The sequence below is a fragment of the uncultured Erythrobacter sp. genome (genome assembly GCF_947502395.1).
GTDB lineage: Bacteria > Pseudomonadota > Alphaproteobacteria > Sphingomonadales > Sphingomonadaceae > Erythrobacter.
In genome coordinates, this window is the sequence record NZ_CANMZM010000003.1 from 385,203 (window position 1) to 406,556 (window position 21,354).

A 21,354-nucleotide genomic window follows, 5' to 3' on the forward strand; every position below is an offset into this window, starting at 1 on the left:
ATCACAATTGAGAGATCCCGACCCATGCTCGAAGTCGCCAACCGCTCGGCCTATAATGAAGATCACGAAGCCTTTCGGGAGACTGTCCGCAAAGTCTTTGGCGAACATATGGAGCCTCACCTCGACCAGCATGAGGAAGAGGGCATCGTGCCGCGCTCTGCGTGGAAGGCCTTGGGCGAAGCGGGCATGCTCTGCCCCACGGTGTCGGAAGAGAACGGTGGGCTGGGCCTCGATTTCGGCTTTAACTGCGTCCTCACTGAAGAGCTTGCCTATTTGGGCTCGGCGGCTGGCTTCACTCTGCAAAACGACATCACCGTCAATTACTTTGAGCGGCTCGGCTCACCGGAGCAGAAGGAAAAATACATCCCCGGCATGATTTCGGGCGATGTGATCACCGCGATTGCGATGACCGAACCGGGCGCAGGCTCCGACCTTCAAGGCATTCGCACAACGGCGGTTGAGGATGGCAATCACCTGGTTATCAATGGCTCCAAAACCTACATTACCAATGGCCAAAACGCTGATGTGGTGATTGTGGTGGCCAAGACCGACCCCAATGCAGGCGCGAAGGGCACCTCGCTGATATTGGTCGATGCCGACACACCCGGCTTCGCGCGCGGGCGCAATCTCGACAAGATAGGGCAGCATTCCGCCGATACATCAGAGCTTTTCTTCGAAGACGTGCGTGTTCCCAAGACCAATATTCTGGGCGGTGAGAACCGTGGTTTTATCCACCTGATGGAAGAGCTTCCGCAAGAGCGCCTGTCCATCGCGGTCAGCGCCATGGGCGGGGCTCAGCGCGCGTTCGACGAAGCGGTCAAATTCACCAAAGAGCGCAAAGCCTTTGGCAGGACAGTGTTTGAATTTCAGAATTCCAAGTTCGCCCTCGCGGACCTTTCGGCAAAGCTGCAAGTGGGCTGGGCGCATCTCGATTGGGCAATTGCGCGCCATTTGAAAGGCGAACTGACCACGGGTGAGGCTTCTGCTGCGAAACTCTGGCACAGCGAAATGCAATGGGAGATGGTTGATGCTTGCCTCCAACTGCATGGCGGGGCTGGTTATATGAATGAATATCCCATTGCGCGGCTGTGGCGCGATGCGCGGGTTCAGCGCATCTACGGCGGCACATCTGAGATTATGAAGGAAGTGGTCAGCCGCGAGATTTAGGGGAAGCCTTGGCACCACCTAGGCAAGGCGGCATTATTCCAAATCAGTGCAAAAGCAGACTGACAGCTTACGACCCCCTAGCGGACATTCTAATAGATGGCGCAGTTCACTCCTTTCCAGTTGACCTATCCTGAGCTGCGCGGACGCGGCTGATGAATTCGATAAAGAAGGCTGTCGCTAAACTGAAAAGGATAAGACCGTTTGCCGCGATCAAGCCTGAGAGCAATCGCCATTCTTGATCCAACACAAGGTCGCCATAGCCGAGCGTCGTGATGGACACTGCAGAGAAATAGAGCGCCTCTTCCAGATGCTGAAACTGATCCAGCGCAAGGAACGCCGCTGCCCAAATCCATACGCCGACACTGATCGCAGCCACCATCCAAAGAACGACGCCGAGCAGGCTCAGAACGAATTTGATCATCAATCGGCCCGATGTGAGCCAATCACCAAATCGTGTGAGTACAGATGAGGCCAGCGCAACAAACACCACCTCCACGAGCAGTGTGAGAGCGATTAGGGCTGTGCCCAAAACTAACTGAATTGCCATCTGTCATAAGCCTCTAGGACATCGGTCTAAATTTACGGTCGAAAGTCATGAAAAGACTATCGTCTATCTGGATTCAATGGCAACCTTCAGCGGTCTAGGAGGGGATCGCCTGACATGATTGGTGGAATTGTTGAGAGAAGTTGGCGCAATATTGCGCTCGCGGCATGCGTATTTGTCGCAGGATGCGGCGGCGCAAATGTAGATGAGCCAGAGATTGTTCGTCCGGCGAAACTTTTGGTCATTGAACCTGCCGGAGAGCGACTTGATGTCAGTTTTCCAGCCATCGTCGAGGCGCGCAATTCCTCAACGCTCACGTTTCAAGTCGGCGGACTCCTTACAGACTTTCCGGTTTCAGAATCGCAGTTTGTCCGGCGCGGACAAGTCCTAGCAAGGCTGGATCAGCGGCGCTATTCAAATGCTGTTGCGTCGGCACAGGCGCAATTTGACGCTGCACAAAGGGATTACGAAAGCGCGGCGGCTCTGCTCGAACAGAACGCGATTGCGGAAATTCAGGTGCGCCAGCGAGAAGCTCAACGGGATGTCGCGGCAGCAAGTCTCGATAGTGCGAAGAAAGACCTGGCCGACACTGTGTTGCGCGCGCCGTTCAGTGGAGTGGTGGCAGAAAAGCTGGCAGTCCGTTTCGAGAACGTGAGCCCTCAGCAGGACGTCGTGACACTGCAATCCACGGGCGCGGCAGAAGCGGTAGTAAATGTTCCCTCCAGTGTGGTTGCCCGCTTTGGTGGACGCCAAGCAACCAGCGAATACATCGTGCTATCATCAGCGCTCGAGATGCAAATCCCGGGTCGCTTTCTTGCCGCGCGCACGCAGGCGGATACGCAGTCTCAGACGTTTCGTGTGAAGTTCGCTTTCACACCGCCGCAAGGTGTCACGGTCCTGCCAGGTATGACCGCAACGGTCTATGTGGGGCGCGATCTGGTGGAAGAAGAACTGGAAGGCGACGGTATAACGGTGCCCCTCGGCGCTGTACTATCTGACGGCAAAGCGCGCTACGTATGGGTCGTTGATCTAAAGACGATGACGGTGTCGAAACGCCAGATCACGGTTGCGCAGAGCATTGGGGATGAGATCGCAGTTTCGGATGGTCTCAAAAAAGGTGAAACGATTGTCGCAGCTGGGGCGGCATACCTACACGACGGGATGAAAATCCGTCCGCACGACAGCTGAGGCCTGACGATGGGAGCAGCTGAATTCTCAATCAAGAACCGCCTGATAATGTTCATCATCATCGCATTGGTGATGGCAGGCGGCCTGTACAGCTATCAAAACATTGCCCGGTTCGAAGACCCCGAGTTCACAATCCGCACCGCACAGGTGATCACGCAATATCCGGGGGCAACGCCAGAAGAGGTGGCGAACGAAGTCACGGAGACGTTGGAAAGCGCCATTCAGCAATTGGGCGAAGTCGATGAGGTCAGGTCAGTATCATCGGCTGGCAAGTCTGAGATTAGCGTAGATATTCTCTACAGCGCCTCGCCGACGAAAGCTGACTTGCAGCTGATCTGGTCCAAGCTTCGCAACAAAGTGAACGATGCGCGCGGCCAGCTGCCTCCAGGGGCCAGCACGCCTTACGTGGCCGACGATTTTGGCGATGTCTATGGCCTGCTCTACCTTGTGACAGGCGACGGCTACTCACCTGCTGAGGTGAATGAATATGTCCGCTCGCTGCGCACCGATCTGCTCGAAGTTGACGACGTTGCAAAGGTCAGCGTTTTCGGCGCGCAGCAGGAAGCGATCTACGTCGAAGTTTCACGCGAGAGAGCCAATGCCTTGGGGCTGTCGGTCGAGCAAATCTATGCCGACTTGGATCAGCAAAATTCAGTTGTTTCCGCCGGAGATATCAAATTCGGAGATAGGCGGAATTTGCTTCAGATCACCGGAGAGGTGGGCTCAGTAGAGGCGATCCGCAACCTGGTCATTTCCACCGCCACAACCGGTAATATCGTCACATTGCGCGATGTTGCTGATGTCACCCGCGATTACATTGATCCTCCGGCGAACATAGTGCGTTGGAATGGCAAACCTGCGATCGCAATCGGTGTCTCTAACGTATCTGGAGCCAATGTCTCAGAGATGGGCGAAGGCATTGATGCAAAGCTCACCGAAACCGAGGCATTGCGCCCGCTTGGTATCGAGATTCACGAGTTCTATCATCAAGGGAAGATAACGACCGAAGCGGTTTCAAACTTTGCCATCAACGTCATCGCAGCGCTGGTGATTGTGCTAGTGACGCTGTTTTTCTTCATGGGCTTGCGCTCCGCAATCATCATCGGGGCGACGCTGGTCATCACTATCGCTGCAACATTGGCAGTAATGTTTGTCTGGGGCATTCCGATGCACCGTATCTCGCTCGGCGCGCTCATAATTGCGCTGGGTATGCTAGTCGACAACGCAATCGTTGTGACCGAGGGAATCCTCGTTGGCACGCAGCAGGGCCGCAAGAAACTGGATATCGCCAAAGAGATCGTTCAGCGAACCAAATGGCCACTTTTGGGTGGAACGCTGGTGGGGATCATCGCCTTCGCGCCTATCGGTTTTGCGCCCGGTTCGACGGCAGAATTCACTGGCGATCTATTCTGGGTGGTGATGATCTCGCTGCTGTTTAGCTGGGTCTTTGCGATAACCGCAGTACCGCTACTAGCCGATATATTGTTCAAAGAAAGCGATGGTCCGGTTGAGGAGAAACCGGAACATCCCTTCTTCGCGCGTTATCGCTCCATCATGCGGCAAGTGCTCGCTAAATCGAGCCTGGCGATCATCGGCGTAGTGGGCATGTTCGTTCTTGCGATTGGCGGCTTCACTATGGTGAAATCGGGTTTCTTCCCACCTTCCACCAGCCCGCAGATCGTCGTCGATTTCTCGATGCCAGAGGGCACCGATATTTCGGTTACCAATGCCAACATGCAGGAGCTTGAAGGTTATTTGTCCGATCTTAATGGGATCGAGGGCATTCAGACGCTCGTAGGCCAAGGCACGCTGCGATACATGCTCGTCTATGCGCCTGAATCTCCGAGTGCAGCTTACGGACAATTTCTGATCAAGACAGAAAGCTACGATGCGATTGCGGGCCTGCTGCCGCAAATTCAAAGCCACATCGACGCAAACTTTCCCGATGCCCAGGCCAAGGTCTGGCAATTCCAGCTGGGTCCGGGCGGCGGCTCAAAAATTGAAGTGGAATTCTCCGGACCCGATCCAACTGTGCTTCGCGATCTTGCCGATAAGGCCAAGACGGTCATGGCCGCAGATGGACGTGCTATCTCGATCAAGGACGATTGGCGTCAACCGGTCAGCGTAGTCGAGGTCAAGTACGACGAAAGCAGCGGGCGTCGACTTGGTATATCCCGAGAAGATTTGGCGAATGCACTCCGCACCAATTTCTCAGGTCGCGACGTCGGCGTCTATCGCGAAGGCGATCAGCTGATCCGCATCATTTCACGTGCGCCAGAGCGCGAGCGGCTGGATGAGGCTTCGCTGCGAGGGGTTCAAATCTTCAGCCAAACATCAGGGCGGGCCGTGCCAATCCTTGAGGTCGTGAGCGGCTTCGAGACGGCTTGGCAGAATGCCAAACTGCGCCGGGTGGATCGTGTGTGGACAATCAATGCGCAGGCTGACCCGATCCCCGGTGATTTGGCATCGACACTGTTCGAGCGGCTTCGTCCGGAAATCGAGAACATTCCTTTGCCCGATGGCTATCAGCTCAAATGGAACGGCGAATTTGGCGACAGTGCGGAGGCGAATGAGAGCCTCGCAAGCACCTTGCCGCTCGGCTTCCTTGCAATGGTTCTCGTTGTGGTTGTGTTGTTCAATGCCCTCAAGCAACCGCTCGTAATCTGGTTGATCGTGCCACTGGCTTTGATCGGGGTCGTGATCGGGTTGCTGGTCACCGACACGGCAATGGAATTCATGGCGATCCTTGGATTGCTGTCACTGTCCGGCCTGCTGATCAAGAATGCCATCGTATTGGTCGATCAAATGGACCTCGAAATCCAAGAGGGCAAACCACGCTTCGATGCGGTGCTAGACTCAGCGGCAAGCCGTGTTCGCCCGGTCATGATGGGTTCGCTCACCACAGTGCTTGGCGTCATACCGCTATTCCTTGATGCATTCTTCAAGTCGATGGCTGTGGTACTGGTGTTCGGCCTGACGTTCGCAACGGTCCTAACCCTGATCATTCTCCCGGTCTTCTATGCCAAGGCGTTCGGGATCACCCCTGATGAGACCGCTGGAACAGATGATCCTTCCGAAGTGGAAGGAGGAGCGGTTACATGAGTAAGCACGCACTCAAATTAACCGCAGCAGTAGCGATGCTCGGGATCATATCGGGCTGCACGACCGTTCGCGCAGTCAATGATGAGCGCGCAGCGACGCTGGCGGCAGAAAGCACACCAATTGCGCCAGATCACTGGACATCTGTGCGCGAGCGGGTTGGCGAAGTCGATGTGGGTTGGATCGCCGCTTTCAATGATCCCACTCTTACGGCGCTGGTTGAGGAAGCGCAGCGGAATAACCGCAACCTTCAGGCGGCGGCAGCCAGTGTCCGCCGGGCGAATGCGCTCGTGCGTCAAGCGGGTGCGCCATTATTGCCAGCCGTTGGTGCATCTGCGGACGCGACACGCACAGAAATTATCGACGGACCGGGAAGCAATTCCCGCTATTCTGTCGGCTTACAGGTCTCTTATGAGGTGGACCTTTGGGGGAGGATTGAAGCGGGCGAAGCCGCAGCAATCGCCAGCGCCCAAGCGGCCCAGGCGGATTACGTATTCGCTCAGTATTCCATCGCTGCCTCCGTCGCGCGAACATACTTCCTCGTCATCGAATCTCGTGAACAAGCAGCTGTTGCCAGCGGTATTGTAGACGCGCTGACCGAGATATTCAGGATCGTTGAGTTGCGGTATCAATACGGCTTTGCATCGGAATTTGATGTTTCGCTTGCCGAGGCTGACCTGCAATCCGCACGTGACAGCCTAGCGACAGCCCAGAACGGAGAGATCGAGGCACTAAGAGCGCTAGAGGCGCTGGTAGGCCGCTATCCAGCGGGTTTGCTGGATACAGCTGAGACGCTTCCCGTACTGCCGACTGCACCGGGCGCAGGGCTGCCATCCGAACTGCTTGAACGTCGTCCCGATGTGATCGCTGCCGAACGCGATGTGGCGGCTGCTCTCAATTCCCTATCGATTGCCCGCGCTGCGCGCTTGCCAAGCCTATCGCTGTCCTCTTCCATTGGCGGGGCTTCTTCGGAGCTCGAAAACGTGCTCGACCCAGCGAACATCGCTTGGACAATTGCCGGGAACCTGCTTGCTCCGATTTTCCAAGGCGGAGCGCTCGACGCGCAAGTCGACATTGCTCAGGCGGACGTCGATGCCACTGTGGCGATCTATGCTGATACGGCGATCAGTGCTTTCACCGAAGTCGAGACTGCTCTTGATCGCGGCGTGTTCCTGCGTACCCGCCGTGAAGCGCTGGAGATAGCAGCTGATCGCTCCCGCAACGCTCTGCGCCTTTCCAATCTGCAATACGGACAAGGTGAGATCGATTTGTTCGATGTGCTTGGCGTGCAGCAGCGCGTGTTCGGCGCGGAGAGTAGTTTGCTGTCGCTTCGCAGGGGACAACTCAATCAGTATATTGAGCTGAGCCTCGCACTCGGCGGCGATTGGCGGACTTCCCGTCAGCTAACTTCAGATACGAGCGAGTAACACCGCGTGGAGATCGTCGACGGCAAAATCCTGCAGATCGATGATTTCGTTACCCTAACGCTTGGGATCATCGTTCTGTTTGTCGGGATCAAAGTTACCGACCGCATCGAGTTCCTCAAGAAATACAACATACCTGAGCCAGTGACTGGTGGGATCGTCGCGTCGCTTCTTGGCCTGCTTGCATACCGCGCATTTGATCTGGAGATCGAGTTCAGCCTCTATGTGCGCGATATCCTGCTCATATACTTCTTCACAACCATCGGCATAAACGCTCGCTTTGCTCAGCTGTTGGCTGGGGGCAAACCGTTATTGATCTTTCTAATGCTGACGCTGGGCTATCTCGCGGTGCAAGACATTGTCGGATACACGGCTGCCGCCGCGATGGGTCAGCCAAGCGGCGTAGGTGTGCTTGTCGGATCGGCTTCGCTTGCAGGCGGGCATGGCACTGCAATTGCCTGGGCACCGACGATTTTGGATGAGCAAGGCGTCGACAATGCTCTTGAGATAGGGGTGGCCGCCGCAACAATCGGCCTTGTGATAGCAAGCCTTCTTGGCGGACCAATCGCGAATCTTCTGCTGTCCCGTTACAAACTGAAATCAGAAACAGATGGCGATCTGCTGGTCGGGATTGAGCGAGACAAGCAGGGCGCGACGTCGATTACCCATCTCAACCTTATGGGTGCCATCCTCGTCATCCATGTCGCGATGATCCTCGGATACATCCTCAACATTGTCATTGCGGAACTGGGTTTGAGGCTCCCGCTTTTCGTCTCCTGCATGATGGTCGCAATTCTGATGACCAACACCATCCCCATGCTGTTCAAGAACATGGCGTGGCCTACAGGTTCGAAAGGCCTGGCCCTGATCTCCGACTTCTCCCTGGGCCTGTTTATTGCGATGTCGCTGATGGGAATGCAGCTTTGGGAAGTGGCTGGCCTTGCCGGGCCACTATTTGGCATCCTGGCTGCTCAGGTCATGGTCGCAGTGCTATTCATACTATTCGTTGTTTTCCCGCTGATGGGACGAAACTATTTCGCTGCCGTTTTGTCAGCGGGCTTCGCCGGCTTCTGCCTTGGCGCAACTCCAACTGCCATTGCGAACATGTCTGCCGTGACGAAATCCCACGGTCCTGCGCCAACCGCTTTCATCATTGTACCGCTCGTCGGCGCGTTCTTTGTGGATGTGGCGAACGCGTTTCTAATCCAGTTTTTCTTATCGCTTTAGCTCGGTCAATTAGGAGACCTATCATGAAGACAATGTCGATATTTATTGCCGGAACTGCGCTTGCACTTTCGGCCTGTGCAACGACTGGAAATATCACCACCGATTTCGATCAGGCGCAGGATTTCTCCAGCTACAAGACTTTCGCGTGGGCTAGTGAGCGGCCTATGCTGGCATTTGGTGACCGCCTCATTCCCGCAGCTATCCAATCTGAGGTCGCAGATTCGATAAAAGAGGATTTTGCGGCAAAAGGCTATAGTTTCACCGAGGATCTGGCTGCGGCAGACTTTGCGGTCTCCTTCACTATTGGAACGAGGGACAGCATCGAATTTCGCGAACCGCTTGGCGCTTTTTGGGAGAATAGCGCGAGCTGGCGCTGGGGCGGCCGTTTCTGGCCCTCTGTTAGTACACCGACGATTTCTCGCATGGAGTTTCGCGAATATACAGAGGGAACGCTTTCGGTCGATGTCTACGATGTGAGCCGCAAGTCGCCCGTTTGGCATGGCGTTGGTAGCCGCAATCTGTCACGCTCTGAAATCCGTGGACGAACCAACACCGCCGCCGAGGACGTGAAAACGATTTTGGCAGGATTCCCACCCAGCTGAGGTTTGTAAGAAAATGTCAGAAGCAGGCTCAAGAGAAGAGACATTTGCGCTGCTCAAGGACAGCCTTGATGAAGCGCAAGTGTCCGTGCGCGCATACGACACCAAGGCGCAAATTGTGGGTGTCGGCTATATCTTTGCGCTGAACGTCATTGGCGACATCGCGCAGCTTTCGCCAGACTCAAGCACAGGTGGTTTCGCCACGATCATCGTCGCTTGGGTGCTGGTCATCGTTCCGATCGCCCTGTTCGGATATGTCCTCTATCCCGTTCGCAAATCCAAGGCAGACGAGACCGATGACGGCCGCAAGCACATCTTTTTCCTGCATCCAGAACGATATTTGTCGGCAGAGCAGCTAATCTCGGCAGCACGGGACTGTAACCCCGTCGATGAAATTGCAAATGAGTTGATCGAAATCTCATTGCTGCGAGAAAGCAAGCGCAAGCGCTTCGTAACGGCATTGGCCGCCGCCGGGGTAACGTTCGCGCTACTCTTCGCCAGTCAAATCGCTATGAGCCTGGATGCAGTCTAGTCTCGAATATGCGTTTTCAAGACGTCGAGCACCAGACCGTCAGGCTTATCGACGCACTCCAACATTGTGTTGACCACTGCAACCTGAAGAGTTCTCGGGGTCAGTTTCGATTGCCCTGCAACGCCCTTTGCATAGCCATACAGTAACACCATCACGAAGGCTCGGTCATCCTCATTCAAGGTCGTCACGTCCCAGCATTTGAGCGCGGTTAGCTCGACCGGCTCATCAGAGCTGAGCGCAGTGTAATCGTCTGCTCGATTTTCAGCGTCTTCCTGTGCCACTGCAACGGGGAGTGATCCTAATGACAATCCACCCGCAACAACGAATGTAAGGGCCATCTTCGACTTCAGCAAAACAGACATCAAAATCCTCCCGCACGCATACATGCATCCAATTCAAGCCGGTAAGTGCGGGCACGGCGTTGCTCTTTCCGCTTTTCCGCACCGTCAGCGAGAGCACCTATGATCCCGCCGATTATCGCACCTCTGCGCCTGCGCTCGCGGCGCTCACGGCGATCTTCGCCGCGTATAAATCCCTCTATGGTTCCTCCGGCTGCTCCACGAGCCGCGCCCTCAAGCGCACGATTGCGGCGATTGTACCTGCCGGGCACACGGCCATTATAGCCGGAGAAATCTCGAGCCCGCTGGTCACAATAACGATAGTAGTCGCGTTCTTCGTAGCGCTCGTCGCGATCCTGCGAGACAGCAGGGGAAACCGTAAAAGTGGTAGCTATGGCCACCAGTAAAAAACTCGCGCCTAAACGCGTAACCCCTCGCGACATAACGGCCTCCCACTACATTAAGTGTATGGCTATCTAACAGGATCGAGCTGGAATGAATGTCCTACAACTTTCCGACAAAAAGTTGAATTTGGGCCTATAAGGGCATGATGAGCAACAGCCGAACACCTGCGAGATCACGCCCCGACGAGTTGCTCAACGATTTCAAAATTGCTGTCTTCGCTTGCCGTAAGATCGCGCATCTCAATCTCCTTTGTTTGAGATTTGCATCGCGTATTGGTGCCAATGCAATCGCATATCATCACTTGCCCTCTATCGGATCGAGCGAACCAATTGGCCTCAACGTCATTTGCGTGGGGTTTCCCGCTGACTTAGTCAGCCATTTTGAGGGCAATCGGCTCGTCCAAATTGACCCAACAATTCAAGAGGTTCTTTCTGGCGGGAAGGCGCTCTGGTGGGACGACACTGCCACCCCAAAAAAAATGAGCAAAGCAGAACGCGAATATCTCGAGTTTGCTGCAAGCAAAGTCGGTGCAGGTCTGCACCTTCCAGCATATGGTCCGAATGGCCGCCAAGGTTACGTATCGATGGGCTTTGGGGCACAGAAACCTGACTTTAGTGAAGCAGAGATGGCGAATATCCAGCTTTGCGGCCAGGTGGCCCACCAGCAGTATTGTCAGCTCTTGGAGGAACCCCTGAATTCCAATGTGCGACTCTCACCGCGTGAACGCGAAGTTCTCTCTTGGGTAGCAGAAGGCAAGAGCAATGGTGTGATCGCAGACATTTTGCAGGTCAGCGAGACTAGCATCATCACTTACTTGGAGCGTGCGTTTAGAAAGCTTGATGTCGACAATAGAGTGACCGCAGCATTGCGAGCGTCCTCGCTAGGCGAATTGCGGCATCGGTGACGGGCACGGACATTGGTCTATGAGATGAGGTATCTCATATCTACGTCCGCTTCCACCCCCAGTCCGGGACATTGAGCGATGGCAAGACGTGGGTCGGGAGCAGACGGTCCGGTTTGGGTGGCCAACCCGCCGGACCCGTAAGTTCGCAATCGGCAGACGTGCTCGGGTAAAGATAAGGCAGCTCATGTTAGATGAAAACTGATGAAAAAGGGTCTGCGAATTTTGCGTTTCGCGTCTATCTCGCTGCAAGGTGGGGTAGCTTTCATTCCTTCGAATAATGCGCCGGAAGCGCTTTTCGAACTAGGTCTATCCGCGAGCGAGCAACCGGCAAAGCCACACCGGACTTTAATATCAGAGAGTGCTTTCCACCGGCGCTAGCAGCAGCCGCTACGCCGTTTTCGGCGACCCACCAAGAACGGTGTGCTTGTACCCCTTGAACTGGTCCAAGCTCCTCCAAGGCATCAAGCAGTCGCATCAATATCAGCTCGTCGCCCAGATCGGTATGAACGCGCAGGTAATGATCTTCAGCCGACACAGCATACAATTCTGCTTCCCGGAATTTGGGCGCGAGACGCCTAAGAAATTTCCGTGCGCCGAGCGTACTGTCGCCGGTATCGAGCCCGCTTTCCGCCTTGGGCCCGTTAAGGTTTCGCAACACAAAATAAGCAGCAGCCACAATGATAATCGAAAGTGTGAAACTCATGCCATATTGCTGGGCCCAATTGGCAATAGGCCAACCAGTTTGAAATCCAGTATCGAAGCTCATCAGTACCAGCGGTACGGGAAGAGAGCTGAGCGCTGCGATAGTAAGCAATTGGACTGGAGGCGCTCTCAGTCGCAGCGGACCGTTCATCACCCATGGCACCACAAGAGTCGCAGCGATCAACCCGGTTCCGATTGTTGAAAGCCAGAACACAAAGCGCGCTTGAAACGGCATCCTATCAGAATCATAAATTGCCAAAAAGGTAAACAGCGCTGCCAGCAAAACGGCGACAATGGCTCCTACTACCGTATGTTTCCATGTAACTCGCATTTGATTCCCAACAGCTCGCGCTTCGCGAAATGCAGCTATCACAATTGGCGAAGAATTCTACTCACTTGGCGTAAGTTCGGTAGTACATACGTTCGACTTTCCTCACCTTGTCTAGCCAGACTTCGCCTGCACGCCAGGACTACAAGAGGAATATTCAGTGCTTCGCTATATGCTAATAACCAAGGTTATAGCTCTCATGCTCGCAATCTTGCCAGCGCAAGTTCTCGCTCAAAACGAGCGATCCGCAGTCACTTCATTTGACGAGATTGATGCATTGGCTCTCATGGGACTAGAGCAGCTAAATGCTCCTGGAGCTGCTATAGCCATTTTTGAAAACGGCGCAATTGTACACCAGAAAGGCTTTGGGCGAAGTGGCGATATCGGAAGCAAGGTGACACCGCAAACACCATTCCAGATCGCTTCTCTAACCAAATCCTTCACTGCGTTGATCATACTACAACTTGAGCAGGAAGGGCGATTGTCGATCAGCGATCCCGTCGTCCGACATATCCCCTACTTCAGAACTTCCGATGCAAAGATATCGAACAAGATAACGATACGGAACCTGATGAACCATCGTAGCGGCTTATCCACCCTGGACGGGAATCGGTATCAAACCTCACAGTATCGCGGCAAAGATGCGACCGAACGGGCTGTCAGATGGTTGAGTGAAGCTTATCTGGAAAGTGCTCCAGGAACAAACTTTAACTACTCCAACGCGAATTACGCAACCCTTGCCCACTTAATCGAGACTATTGAGCAAAAGCGGTATGAAGATGTTGTGCGCGAGCGGATATTTTCCGAGCTAGGTATGGAGAATAGCTATGTCCAATTGCCTGACCAAGCAGGAGTAAAGGAGGCGAAGGGACACCTTCTTTGGTTTGGCCATCCGTTTGAAGACCACTTCATCGCAAGTCGAATGATGGTAGCCTCCGGCGGCGTTACGACGAGCATTGAAGATCTTGCTATATATCTTATCGCGGTATCTGAAGGTGATCCACGGATTGTCCCACGATCATTGACCAGATCGTGGATTGAAAATCGCAAACGAGCTTATGAATTCGGATGGGAACATGAGATTATTGATGGCCAGCACATCATATTTCATGACGGGGCAAACCCCGGATTTAGAGCCTTGATGATGTACAATTTTGACGCGAGAAAGGGCGCCGTCTTTGCAATGAATGCATCGGGTGCATTGGACGGCAATCTGCATTATGGTGTTACGCGATTTGCGCTAGACTTACCGAGCGTAGATATATCTCCATCCAAGCTTTTTACATATCTGTTGTGGGGATCAACGGCGATGCTGATTGGTCTCTCTATTGCGTGTGGTTTCTCAATTCGCAGACTTCTGAGATTAGTTTCGCAGCCATGGCGACCGGGTCGCATTCTCAGATGGTCAACAATGATCATTCCCTCTTTGGCGTTGGCTGGATACGCGTTTGGCCTATGGTTCTATGTTCCGAGATCTTTTGGAGTGAACTTCAGCGCAGTTAACTTGTTTACACCGGACCTTGGGCTGTTGCTCATGCTTCAAATAGCCATTGCTTCGGCTTGGGCGGTCCTAAGGTTTGTGGCCCTGTTAAGGCGGCTCAAAACGCACAAAACTGAGACTTCTCCTATTCAAGACCGGCAAATCTCTTAAGTTTGCTTGCCCATTTGAACCGCTCTCGGATCAATTTCTTGGAGAGTCTATACGAGCAGCTCTTGGTGACCGAAAGTGGGCCGGTAGCCGACCAGCTGCTGTCCAACGATCACATCCATTCAGTTGCCAGCAATGGTCTTTCTTTAGTCACACGCAATGTATCCGGACTAACTAGGGAGAGGCATTTGCAACAAAAATACTGGCTGAGCATGGGACTTATGATGTCATTTGGCCTTGCGCCTTTGGCAAGCGCTGCCAATCCAGTTGAGAACGAATTCGAGACGTCGCTGAGTGGGTTCAGTTGCGATCGGCAGATTGTTGGTGATGCTATCAAAACGGCCAATGATGGCGGTGGGCGTATGAGCATCGGCATTGATAACGCCAGGATTGTCAATCAGGCGGGCGTCATCATTCGCCCACTCAGCTACGATGTTCGGCTCGAGCGTTACAAAGACCTGGTCTTCATCACCGACCAAAACCAGAAAATCGGCCTGCTCGACCTTTGCGATGACGCGATAGTAACCGCGCCGAAGTTCGATCAGATTTCGGGATTCTCGAGCGATGGCTTTGCTATCGCCTTCACGCCAACCGAATTCACAGCTCTCGATGCAAGTGGGGCTGAAATCCCGCCACGCCGGTTCAAGCATCAGTTCACCTTGAGCACGTTCAACGCCTTTCCCAAAGCTGGGTGGGGCGATAGCTGGAAGTCCCAACGAGGATTGATCCCGTTTTCATGGGACGGCGAAAGCTGGGGATTGTACGATCTTAACGGACGCACAATCCGCACGGAGCCACAATTCGAGGCGATTTACCCAGATCGCAGATATGGAGGCTTGCGCGATGATGATCCATTGTATTTCAAAGTAGTAGACGGCGACAAACAGTCATTTATTGACTCGTCTACCGGCACGTTGGCGCTCCCATTTATATTCGTAGAAATCGACAAGATCGTTGCGTTCGGCGGGAAAAGGTATGGGCTCGGTTCGCTCGGACCGAAAGTCGTTGGGCGCGGAAAGCGCATCAATGCCTATGATATCGCGAACAACCGCTTTCTGCTCCCTCTAGACAGCGAGTTTGACCAGATCAGGCCAATCGATTCCTATGGCCTTAGTCCTCGCTTGTGGGCGGTTGGACGGTACATTCAGGATCAAATGTCGCTCGGGCTGTTCGAAGAAGATTCAGGCAATTTTCTGATCCCGCCAGCAGCGTTTCAGGGTGATCGTATCCAATGGTTGAGAGATGATCTGTTCATCTTCAGCCGCATTAACGATCGCTCGAGTGCAGTCTTTAGCGCAACCGACGGCGCACAGCTTACCGGCTATGATCAAGGCAGTGGCTATCAGGGACTGAGCTTGGCGAAGAACGGAGCGAGCGTTCCCTTTCACGTCCTACATAATAAGATGCACAATACCTTTTGGATCTATGGATCTCAGCACACGCTGATACTTGAGGGCATTACGGGCGACGATCCGGAACCGCGCATCGAGAACGGTCTGTTTGTGTTTACCGAGCGCCCTTCCAGGAAAAGGTATGAGCAACGCACTACCTGCCTCAATTCTGATTACCAAATTGTCGGCAATCGATTTGACTGCAATCCAGAACTTGTCGGGACGAGCTCCGTCCCTCAGCCAGAGTTTGGTTGGGTCGCGTCGCTTCCATGCGATCACAAGATGTTCAACAGGAAAAAGAACATCGCTGCTCAAGCACATATTGACGTTTCGTCGACTTATTGTGATTCCACCGGCTGCTATGATGAGCGAAGTTTGGTCGATGGAGACCGTAGTGACGAAGTGGGTTTTGCAACCAGTTGGGCGAGTGATGGTCAAGATGGCGGGTTTGTCGAATTCAGTTGGCGGCGGCCATACCAAGGGATGGAACAGATCTATTTTGTAGGATCATGGCAAAAACGCGTCGAAAATTACAAAATCGAAGTAAGCACCGTATCGGGTTGGAAGACAGTCGCTGATGTACAGAAAAATGATGACAATAAGGTTTGCCATCGTTTCCCGCCAACAGACGTGAGTGTTGTCAGAATTTCTGGGACTGGTTCCGATGACGATTCCCGCCGGTTGCGATTGAATGAAGTGGTCATTCGGTAACCACAGAGCGAATAGTGAATTACTTGAGTAGTTAAGGGTCTAATATTATGAAGAAAAATTCAGTACTCGTCTTGGTAGGAGCCTCACTGTTGGTGTCAGGATGCCTATCAACCGCAGAGAGCATGTTTGATGGAATCGCAGGCGGAGTTGCCAATGTCGGATCGAGAACGCTCTTGAGCGTCAACGAAGACGATTGCGGAAACTACAGCACGCTCGCAGACAAAGGCATCAAACTGGATTTCAGCGAAGCGCGAACTTACGATCTAGTAAGCAACAAGTGCCAAGATCAGTTTGGTATTGCAATTGATCAAGAGAGCTTTTCGGATCGCTATGAATGGCGCCGCGATCTGTTTTGTCGGAAAGCGGCAGAAGAAGACGATTTTATTGCTCAACGGGAAGTCTGTCAGTAACTCTCGTGATCGCGACTCTATGTTGAGCTCGCAGTGTCGTGATCACAGGCTTATGCTCTATTTTGAACGTAGTTGAAGTTGAAGCCGTCCGCTTTCGCGCCCGAGAGCTGCTTTATCTCCGCCTAAGCAAGCGCACAGGTTGCGGGTTGGCAGCTCTTTCGGATACAAAGCGATTAGCACTCCAGCAAGAAGCGGCACAGTTTCCGAAGTATGCTTGGGCAGGATCAGATGTTGGGAATAGCTAGAAAATCAGTTGCTTGTTGATATAAACACTCTTGCGGGAAAGGCGTCCAATCTTACCTAAAAGCAATGCAGACAAAAATGATCCAATTCGTTCGTTTTGCACGCATCATTTCAGCTTGGCTCGTGACTGTTGCTCCCACAATCGCCGGAGCTGTCACTTTCAATTGTAACACCACTGGAAATCAGAACTCAAATTTGCAGTTTTCCATTCCCGATCAACCGGCAGTGTTGGAAGGGGTGATCAAACTTCGAAGGGCGGGAGAGGACAAAGAGTTTCCTGCATACGGCCTGATGGAGATATCTGCGGGGCCAACATCGCTCAGAATAACAATGCATCGAACTGAAGATACGGAAAAACAAAAATTAGATTTTTATTAGACCGCAGCGGGACCGTCAGCGAACTGGAAAGCCCCCATCTAAATTATCATTCAAAGTAACTTGGCTACGCAATTCTGCTCAAAAAGGATGCACCAATGGTGATCCACTTAGACAGGAAGACCGTAGTATTGGAAAATCCATTTTCCTCCACTGTTGACGTGACACTAAAGTGCGCAGGTTCGGGCAATTTTCGGATGTAGCAAGGCACCGTGTGGTTACGGGAGAATACGCAGCTGGGTTTTTGAGCGCACCGTATCCCTCGTTGGACGGTAGATGGAAAACCACCTTCGGCAGCCACTTTGAATCTGGGGAGTGATGCCACTTGCAAGCTGTGGTAGCCTGACTGGTTTGCTCTAGCTACGTCAAGATGAGATGATTAGAGATTAGACCGCTCATCTCTATCTATATTCGTAATCTGGCGATGTCCGTTCCCACCCCCAACAACCGTCATGACATGCTTCCGATGGTACGCTTAGTAGCGGACAAGTTGCGATCTGGCTTGCATCGCGCTGACTGGACTGAGTTTGCCCGGAGCAAACCAGCTCGGCTGTTCCCTCGTCTTGCAGGCTTTACAAACGCTCTCCCAAGCCTTCAATTGGAACTTAGGGAGAGCAAATAGATGACCAACCCACTCGATTTCACTGGCAAGCGCGTCGTCGTCATCGGCGGATCAAGCGGCATCGGCAATGGCATGGCGCAAGAGTTCCGCAAGGCCGGAGCCGATGTTCTGGTCACTGGAACACGGCCAGATAGTGGTGATTATCTGGAAGCCGAGGATAGCGATTTCACCAGTCTCTCCTATGCCCAGCTTGATCTGAATGATCGTGATGCTGCGGAGGGCTTGGCGGCAAAACTCGGGCCCGTAGACATCGTCATCCAAAGTCAAGGCACGGTACGCTATTCTCGCGGTGAATTTCAGCGCGAAGGCTGGGACGCGGTCGTTGATGTCAACCTCAATTCGGTGATGGATGTCGCGCGCGCCTTCCACCCAAAACTGACCGAAGCGGACGGGTCAATGATCGTCATTTCATCGGTCGCCGGGTTCAAAGCCAATATCGGTAACCCTGCCTATTCCGCCTCCAAAGCGGGCGCGGTGAGCCTTGTGAAAACGCTCGGCGCGGCATGGGCAAGAGACGGCATTCGCGTAAACGGTATCGCGCCGGGGCTCGTGCCAACCAAGCTCACCACCGTCACAACCGATCATCCCGAACGGCTGGAAGGCGCGTTGAGTCAAATTCCATTGCGCCGTCTAGGAACGGCTGAGGATATGGCGGGCGCAGCGATGTTCCTGGCCTCACCTCTCGCTTCCTACATGACTGGGCAGACGCTGGTGGTGGATGGCGGCCTTACGCTGTCCTAGGCGCGAGATTTCTTACCTCGGGTGCACTTGCTAAGTGTTCGAGGACATGCGAAAAATTGTTCAAACACGAGGTCTTTCGAGCCCGCAATTCTGGAAGTTGACACACGGCAACCTCGTTCTGTCGCATTTACGCGGATAGATCAGATATTTGCTGGTCTATCGTTTTTTGCCCAGAACAGCGGGTTCGTTGTGTCAAAAGGGAAGAGAACGCCATGAAATTTTCGCGCCTAGGAGACTCCGGCCTCACCGTTTCGAAGCTTTGCCTGGGCTGCATGAGTTATGGCGACAAATCGCGCGGGTGGCACGGCGATTGGCTGCTCGATGAGGGCGAAAGTCGGCCTTTTTTTCGCCAAGCGCTTGAGGCTGGCATAAATTTCTTTGACACCGCCAATGGCTATGCTGGCGGGTCATCGGAAGAGATCACTGGCAAACTGCTGAAGGAAATGGCGTTGCGCGACGAAACTGTCGTGGCGACCAAGGCCTTTATCCCGTGGCGCATGGCTCCCAACGCCGGGATGCTGTCGCGCAAAGCGCTGTTTCAGGCGATCGATGACAGCCTCACACGGCTCGGCATGGATTATGTCGACCTGTTTCAGATTCACCGCTGGGATGACGCAACTCCCATCGAAGAAACTATGGAGGCGCTTCACGATATCGTGAAGGCGGGTAAAGCGCGCTATATCGGGGCTTCTTCCATGTACGCGTGGCAATTCGCCAAGGCGCAGGAGACCGCGCGAGCCAATGGTTGGACGCGGTTCATCTCGATGCAAAATCAGCTCAATCTTCTCTACCGCGAGGAGGAGCGCGAAATGCTCCCTTTGTGTGAGGATCAAGGCGTGGGCGTGATACCGTGGAGCCCGCTGGCGCGCGGGCGGTTGGCAAGACCCCTGGGCGAGACGACTGTTCGCAGCGAGACCGATGGGGTCGGCAAATCGCTATACAGTGATGACGATGCGGCAGACGCAGCGACTATCAACGCGCTTGCCAAACTTGCTGAGGCGCGTGGTGTTTCGATGGCGACGCTTGGTCTTGCTTGGCACTACACCAAGCCGGGTGTTTCCGCCCCGATTATCGGCGCAACCAAGCCTCACCATATCGCCGACGCGGTGGCTGCAATCGATGTGGAATTGACCGCGGAGGAGGTCGCCACGCTGGAGGAGCCATACCGGCCCAAATGGCCCACAGGTCTCGCCATGCCGTTGCCACCAATGAATCAAGTATCCGTGCTGGGAGAGGGATGAATAGGATGCCAGCGTCCACTTAATGCAGCGTACACCAAGGGCAGGTCATCGTGTCCGCTTGCATCAGATAAAAGGCTGGGCTGTAACACGCTCGTCAATTACGCTAGACAATAGCTGTGTCTCTGGAGAGGGCAGGAATGATTCTCGTGGGTGCGAACCGAAATATGGTCGCCGTAATCTTGGCTGTGTTTGCAAGCACTTCGCTTGCGACCCCCGCTTTGGCCGATGTGCTTGAGGTGGGACCGGACGGTGCACGCTGGATCGCGGGCGGTCCGCAGCAACCGATGTCGCAGATCGAACAGTCAGCGAGCCAAGCGCCGGTCGAATTGGCTCGTCCTTTGGTGCCGGAGCAAATTGTAGGCAACACACAAGCGCATGCGGCTGGTATCCCACCTGAATATGTCGCCAAAATTAGCGAGCTCGCTCAACGCTTTGATCTCAGCCCCGCGCTGCTGGAGGCGGTGGTCTGGCAGGAAAGCCGCTGGCGCGAGGGTGCGGTGTCGCCTGCGGGCGCAAGGGGCCTTGCACAATTGATGCCGGGCACTGCGCGCGACCTTGGTGTGGACCCCGATGATCCCATGCAAAACCTTGAGGGCGGGGCGCGATACTTGCGCGCGCAACTCGACCGGTTTGATGGTGATCTTGAAAAAGCGCTCGCTGCCTATAACGCTGGGCCCGGTAGGGTCGAGCGCGCTGACGGTATTCCGAACATCCGCGAGACACAGCATTACGTTGCGGCTATCTTGGGCCGTCTCGCCAACCATTCGCGCCCAATCACGCGGCCTGCGCCTGTGAGCCCCATAAACCTGCCTGTGCAACGCTAGGGATCGCGGGAATGAATGAAGCGCATCGTCCAAAAGACATAAGGGATATGAGAAACAGAATGAAATCGCTCCTTCACTTGCCTGTCCATATGGCTGCTTTCCTGGCATTTTTTGTGATGCCAAGCGCGGCTTTCGCGCAAAGCACCAATCAAGGCGGTGACCCGATCACCAGTGCATTGCTCTTTATGCAGAGCATCCTGCTAGGCCCCATCGCGACCGCATTGGCTGTTATGGCTGTGGCGGGAGTGGGCTTTATGATGCTCACTGGCCGGATGAATTGGCGTTATGGCGCGACGGTTATCATCGGTGTTTTCATCATCTTTGGTGCGCCGCGTCTGGTGGCCACAATTGCTGGCGGGGCAGGGGTTTGATCCGTTGAGCGATCTAATCCGCCATCCTGTGCACCGCACGCTTACCCGCCCGCAGATGTTTGCGGGTGTGACCATGAACTTCTTCATCATTAACATGATGGTGACGACGATAGCTTTTCTGATCCTGGCGGATTTGATGACCAGCTTCTGGATGGTTCTCGTCTTTCTTCTGGTGCCGATCACCATGCATGTGATTGGCTATTTTGCATCTCTGCGCGAACCGCGCATTTTTGACCTTTGGATCACCAGCGTGTCAAAATGCCCGCGCGTCCCGAATTACAGGCGGTGGAGCTGCAACAGCTACGCGCCGTAACGGCTTG

21 protein-coding genes are annotated in these 21,354 nt (G+C 54.0%); 17 read left to right on the plus strand and 4 right to left on the minus strand.

What is annotated here, in order from left to right:
* Nucleotides 1-24 precede the first annotated feature (24 nt).
* On the plus strand, nt 25-1,167 hold the full coding sequence (locus tag Q0778_RS13135) for an acyl-CoA dehydrogenase family protein (protein WP_298301291.1): 1,143 nt from the start codon (nt 25-27) through the stop codon (nt 1,165-1,167).
* Nucleotides 1,168-1,273: 106 nt separating this feature from the next.
* On the opposite strand, the gene Q0778_RS13140 is transcribed toward Q0778_RS13135, so the two are convergent.
* Nucleotides 1,274-1,714: a potassium channel family protein gene (locus tag Q0778_RS13140; RefSeq protein WP_298336669.1), complete on the minus strand. Its 441-nt coding sequence runs from the start codon at nt 1,712-1,714 to the stop codon at nt 1,274-1,276.
* A 114-nt stretch (nt 1,715-1,828) separates the two neighbouring features.
* On the opposite strand from Q0778_RS13140, the gene Q0778_RS13145 reads away from it, so the two are divergent.
* Genes Q0778_RS13145 through Q0778_RS13170 form a run of 6 tightly spaced genes read left to right on the plus strand, consistent with a single transcriptional unit; the run spans nt 1,829 to nt 9,780 of the window.
* Entirely contained in the window at nt 1,829-2,899 is a 1,071-nt protein-coding gene (locus Q0778_RS13145; RefSeq protein WP_298336671.1) for an efflux RND transporter periplasmic adaptor subunit, read from the plus strand.
* A 9-nt stretch (nt 2,900-2,908) separates the two neighbouring features.
* Nucleotides 2,909-6,001 (plus strand): efflux RND transporter permease subunit, encoded by a 3,093-nt coding sequence (locus tag Q0778_RS13150; RefSeq protein ID WP_298336673.1) that lies wholly within the window; start codon nt 2,909-2,911, stop codon nt 5,999-6,001.
* On the plus strand, nt 5,998-7,425 hold the full coding sequence (locus Q0778_RS13155; RefSeq protein WP_298336675.1) for an efflux transporter outer membrane subunit: 1,428 nt from the start codon (nt 5,998-6,000) through the stop codon (nt 7,423-7,425). The genes Q0778_RS13150 and Q0778_RS13155 overlap by 4 nt, the downstream gene beginning before the upstream one ends.
* 6 nt (nt 7,426-7,431) lie before the next feature.
* On the plus strand, nt 7,432-8,649 hold the full coding sequence (gltS, locus tag Q0778_RS13160; protein ID WP_298336677.1) for a sodium/glutamate symporter: 1,218 nt from the start codon (nt 7,432-7,434) through the stop codon (nt 8,647-8,649).
* 23 nt (nt 8,650-8,672) lie between these two features.
* A complete protein-coding gene (locus tag Q0778_RS13165; protein ID WP_298336679.1) occupies nt 8,673-9,251 on the plus strand; it encodes a DUF4136 domain-containing protein in 579 nt (192 codons plus the stop codon).
* Nucleotides 9,252-9,264: 13 nt separating this feature from the next.
* Complete coding sequence (locus Q0778_RS13170) at nt 9,265-9,780, plus strand: hypothetical protein (protein ID WP_298336681.1); 516 nt, start codon at nt 9,265-9,267, stop codon at nt 9,778-9,780.
* On the opposite strand, the gene Q0778_RS13175 is transcribed toward Q0778_RS13170, so the two are convergent.
* Complete coding sequence (locus tag Q0778_RS13175; protein WP_298336683.1) at nt 9,777-10,142, minus strand: hypothetical protein; 366 nt, start codon at nt 10,140-10,142, stop codon at nt 9,777-9,779. The genes Q0778_RS13170 and Q0778_RS13175 overlap by 4 nt on opposite strands.
* Nucleotides 10,142-10,519, minus strand: coding sequence for a hypothetical protein (locus Q0778_RS13180; RefSeq protein ID WP_298336685.1), 378 nt, complete (start codon nt 10,517-10,519; stop codon nt 10,142-10,144). The genes Q0778_RS13175 and Q0778_RS13180 overlap by 1 nt, the downstream gene beginning before the upstream one ends.
* A 257-nt stretch (nt 10,520-10,776) precedes the next feature.
* Here Q0778_RS13180 and Q0778_RS13185 point away from each other — a divergent pair, with 257 nt between their 5' ends.
* Nucleotides 10,777-11,427, plus strand: a complete 651-nt coding sequence (locus Q0778_RS13185; protein WP_298336687.1) for a LuxR family transcriptional regulator — start codon at nt 10,777-10,779, stop codon at nt 11,425-11,427.
* Between the two features lie 262 nt (nt 11,428-11,689).
* Here the strand turns inward: Q0778_RS13185 and Q0778_RS13190 are convergent, their stop codons facing one another.
* Nucleotides 11,690-12,460 carry a LytTR family DNA-binding domain-containing protein gene (locus Q0778_RS13190; RefSeq protein ID WP_298336689.1) on the minus strand — a complete coding sequence of 257 codons (771 nt, stop codon included), beginning with the start codon at nt 12,458-12,460 and terminating at the stop codon, nt 11,690-11,692.
* A 196-nt stretch (nt 12,461-12,656) separates the two neighbouring features.
* On the opposite strand from Q0778_RS13190, the gene Q0778_RS13195 reads away from it, so the two are divergent.
* From Q0778_RS13195 to Q0778_RS13235, 9 genes are all read left to right on the plus strand, one after another.
* Complete coding sequence (locus Q0778_RS13195; protein ID WP_298336691.1) at nt 12,657-14,108, plus strand: serine hydrolase domain-containing protein; 1,452 nt, start codon at nt 12,657-12,659, stop codon at nt 14,106-14,108.
* 185 nt (nt 14,109-14,293) lie between these two features.
* A complete protein-coding gene (locus Q0778_RS13200; protein ID WP_298336693.1) occupies nt 14,294-16,207 on the plus strand; it encodes a WG repeat-containing protein in 1,914 nt (637 codons plus the stop codon).
* A gap of 47 nt (nt 16,208-16,254) precedes the next feature.
* Nucleotides 16,255-16,617: a hypothetical protein gene (locus tag Q0778_RS13205; protein ID WP_298336695.1), complete on the plus strand. Its 363-nt coding sequence runs from the start codon at nt 16,255-16,257 to the stop codon at nt 16,615-16,617.
* A 309-nt stretch (nt 16,618-16,926) separates the two neighbouring features.
* Nucleotides 16,927-17,238, plus strand: a complete 312-nt coding sequence (locus tag Q0778_RS13210; protein ID WP_298336697.1) for a hypothetical protein — start codon at nt 16,927-16,929, stop codon at nt 17,236-17,238.
* A gap of 619 nt (nt 17,239-17,857) precedes the next feature.
* On the plus strand, nt 17,858-18,598 hold the full coding sequence (locus tag Q0778_RS13215) for an SDR family oxidoreductase (protein WP_298336699.1): 741 nt from the start codon (nt 17,858-17,860) through the stop codon (nt 18,596-18,598).
* A 212-nt stretch (nt 18,599-18,810) separates the two neighbouring features.
* On the plus strand, nt 18,811-19,839 hold the full coding sequence (locus tag Q0778_RS13220) for an aldo/keto reductase (protein ID WP_298336701.1): 1,029 nt from the start codon (nt 18,811-18,813) through the stop codon (nt 19,837-19,839).
* A gap of 137 nt (nt 19,840-19,976) precedes the next feature.
* Nucleotides 19,977-20,663 (plus strand): lytic transglycosylase domain-containing protein, encoded by a 687-nt coding sequence (locus Q0778_RS13225; protein ID WP_298336703.1) that lies wholly within the window; start codon nt 19,977-19,979, stop codon nt 20,661-20,663.
* A 59-nt stretch (nt 20,664-20,722) separates the two neighbouring features.
* Nucleotides 20,723-21,034 carry a TrbC/VirB2 family protein gene (locus Q0778_RS13230; protein WP_298301306.1) on the plus strand — a complete coding sequence of 104 codons (312 nt, stop codon included), beginning with the start codon at nt 20,723-20,725 and terminating at the stop codon, nt 21,032-21,034.
* A 4-nt stretch (nt 21,035-21,038) separates the two neighbouring features.
* Nucleotides 21,039-21,347 carry a VirB3 family type IV secretion system protein gene (locus Q0778_RS13235; protein WP_298301309.1) on the plus strand — a complete coding sequence of 103 codons (309 nt, stop codon included), beginning with the start codon at nt 21,039-21,041 and terminating at the stop codon, nt 21,345-21,347.
* Nucleotides 21,348-21,354: the final 7 nt, after the last annotated feature.

Coding starts and splice junctions, on each gene's coding strand:
- Q0778_RS13135 (WP_298301291.1), top strand. CDS start 25: ATGCTCGAAGTCGCCAACCGCTCGGCCTATAATGAAGATCACGAAGCC.
- Q0778_RS13140 (WP_298336669.1), bottom strand. CDS start 1,714: ATGGCAATTCAGTTAGTTTTGGGCACAGCCCTAATCGCTCTCACACTG.
- Q0778_RS13145 (WP_298336671.1), top strand. CDS start 1,829: ATGATTGGTGGAATTGTTGAGAGAAGTTGGCGCAATATTGCGCTCGCG.
- Q0778_RS13150 (WP_298336673.1), top strand. CDS start 2,909: ATGGGAGCAGCTGAATTCTCAATCAAGAACCGCCTGATAATGTTCATC.
- Q0778_RS13155 (WP_298336675.1), top strand. CDS start 5,998: ATGAGTAAGCACGCACTCAAATTAACCGCAGCAGTAGCGATGCTCGGG.
- Q0778_RS13165 (WP_298336679.1), top strand. CDS start 8,673: ATGAAGACAATGTCGATATTTATTGCCGGAACTGCGCTTGCACTTTCG.
- Q0778_RS13170 (WP_298336681.1), top strand. CDS start 9,265: ATGTCAGAAGCAGGCTCAAGAGAAGAGACATTTGCGCTGCTCAAGGAC.
- Q0778_RS13175 (WP_298336683.1), bottom strand. CDS start 10,142: ATGTCTGTTTTGCTGAAGTCGAAGATGGCCCTTACATTCGTTGTTGCG.
- Q0778_RS13190 (WP_298336689.1), bottom strand. CDS start 12,460: ATGCGAGTTACATGGAAACATACGGTAGTAGGAGCCATTGTCGCCGTT.
- Q0778_RS13195 (WP_298336691.1), top strand. CDS start 12,657: ATGCTCGCAATCTTGCCAGCGCAAGTTCTCGCTCAAAACGAGCGATCC.
- Q0778_RS13205 (WP_298336695.1), top strand. CDS start 16,255: ATGAAGAAAAATTCAGTACTCGTCTTGGTAGGAGCCTCACTGTTGGTG.
- Q0778_RS13210 (WP_298336697.1), top strand. CDS start 16,927: ATGCAGACAAAAATGATCCAATTCGTTCGTTTTGCACGCATCATTTCA.
- Q0778_RS13215 (WP_298336699.1), top strand. CDS start 17,858: ATGACCAACCCACTCGATTTCACTGGCAAGCGCGTCGTCGTCATCGGC.
- Q0778_RS13220 (WP_298336701.1), top strand. CDS start 18,811: ATGAAATTTTCGCGCCTAGGAGACTCCGGCCTCACCGTTTCGAAGCTT.
- Q0778_RS13225 (WP_298336703.1), top strand. CDS start 19,977: ATGATTCTCGTGGGTGCGAACCGAAATATGGTCGCCGTAATCTTGGCT.
- Q0778_RS13230 (WP_298301306.1), top strand. CDS start 20,723: ATGAAATCGCTCCTTCACTTGCCTGTCCATATGGCTGCTTTCCTGGCA.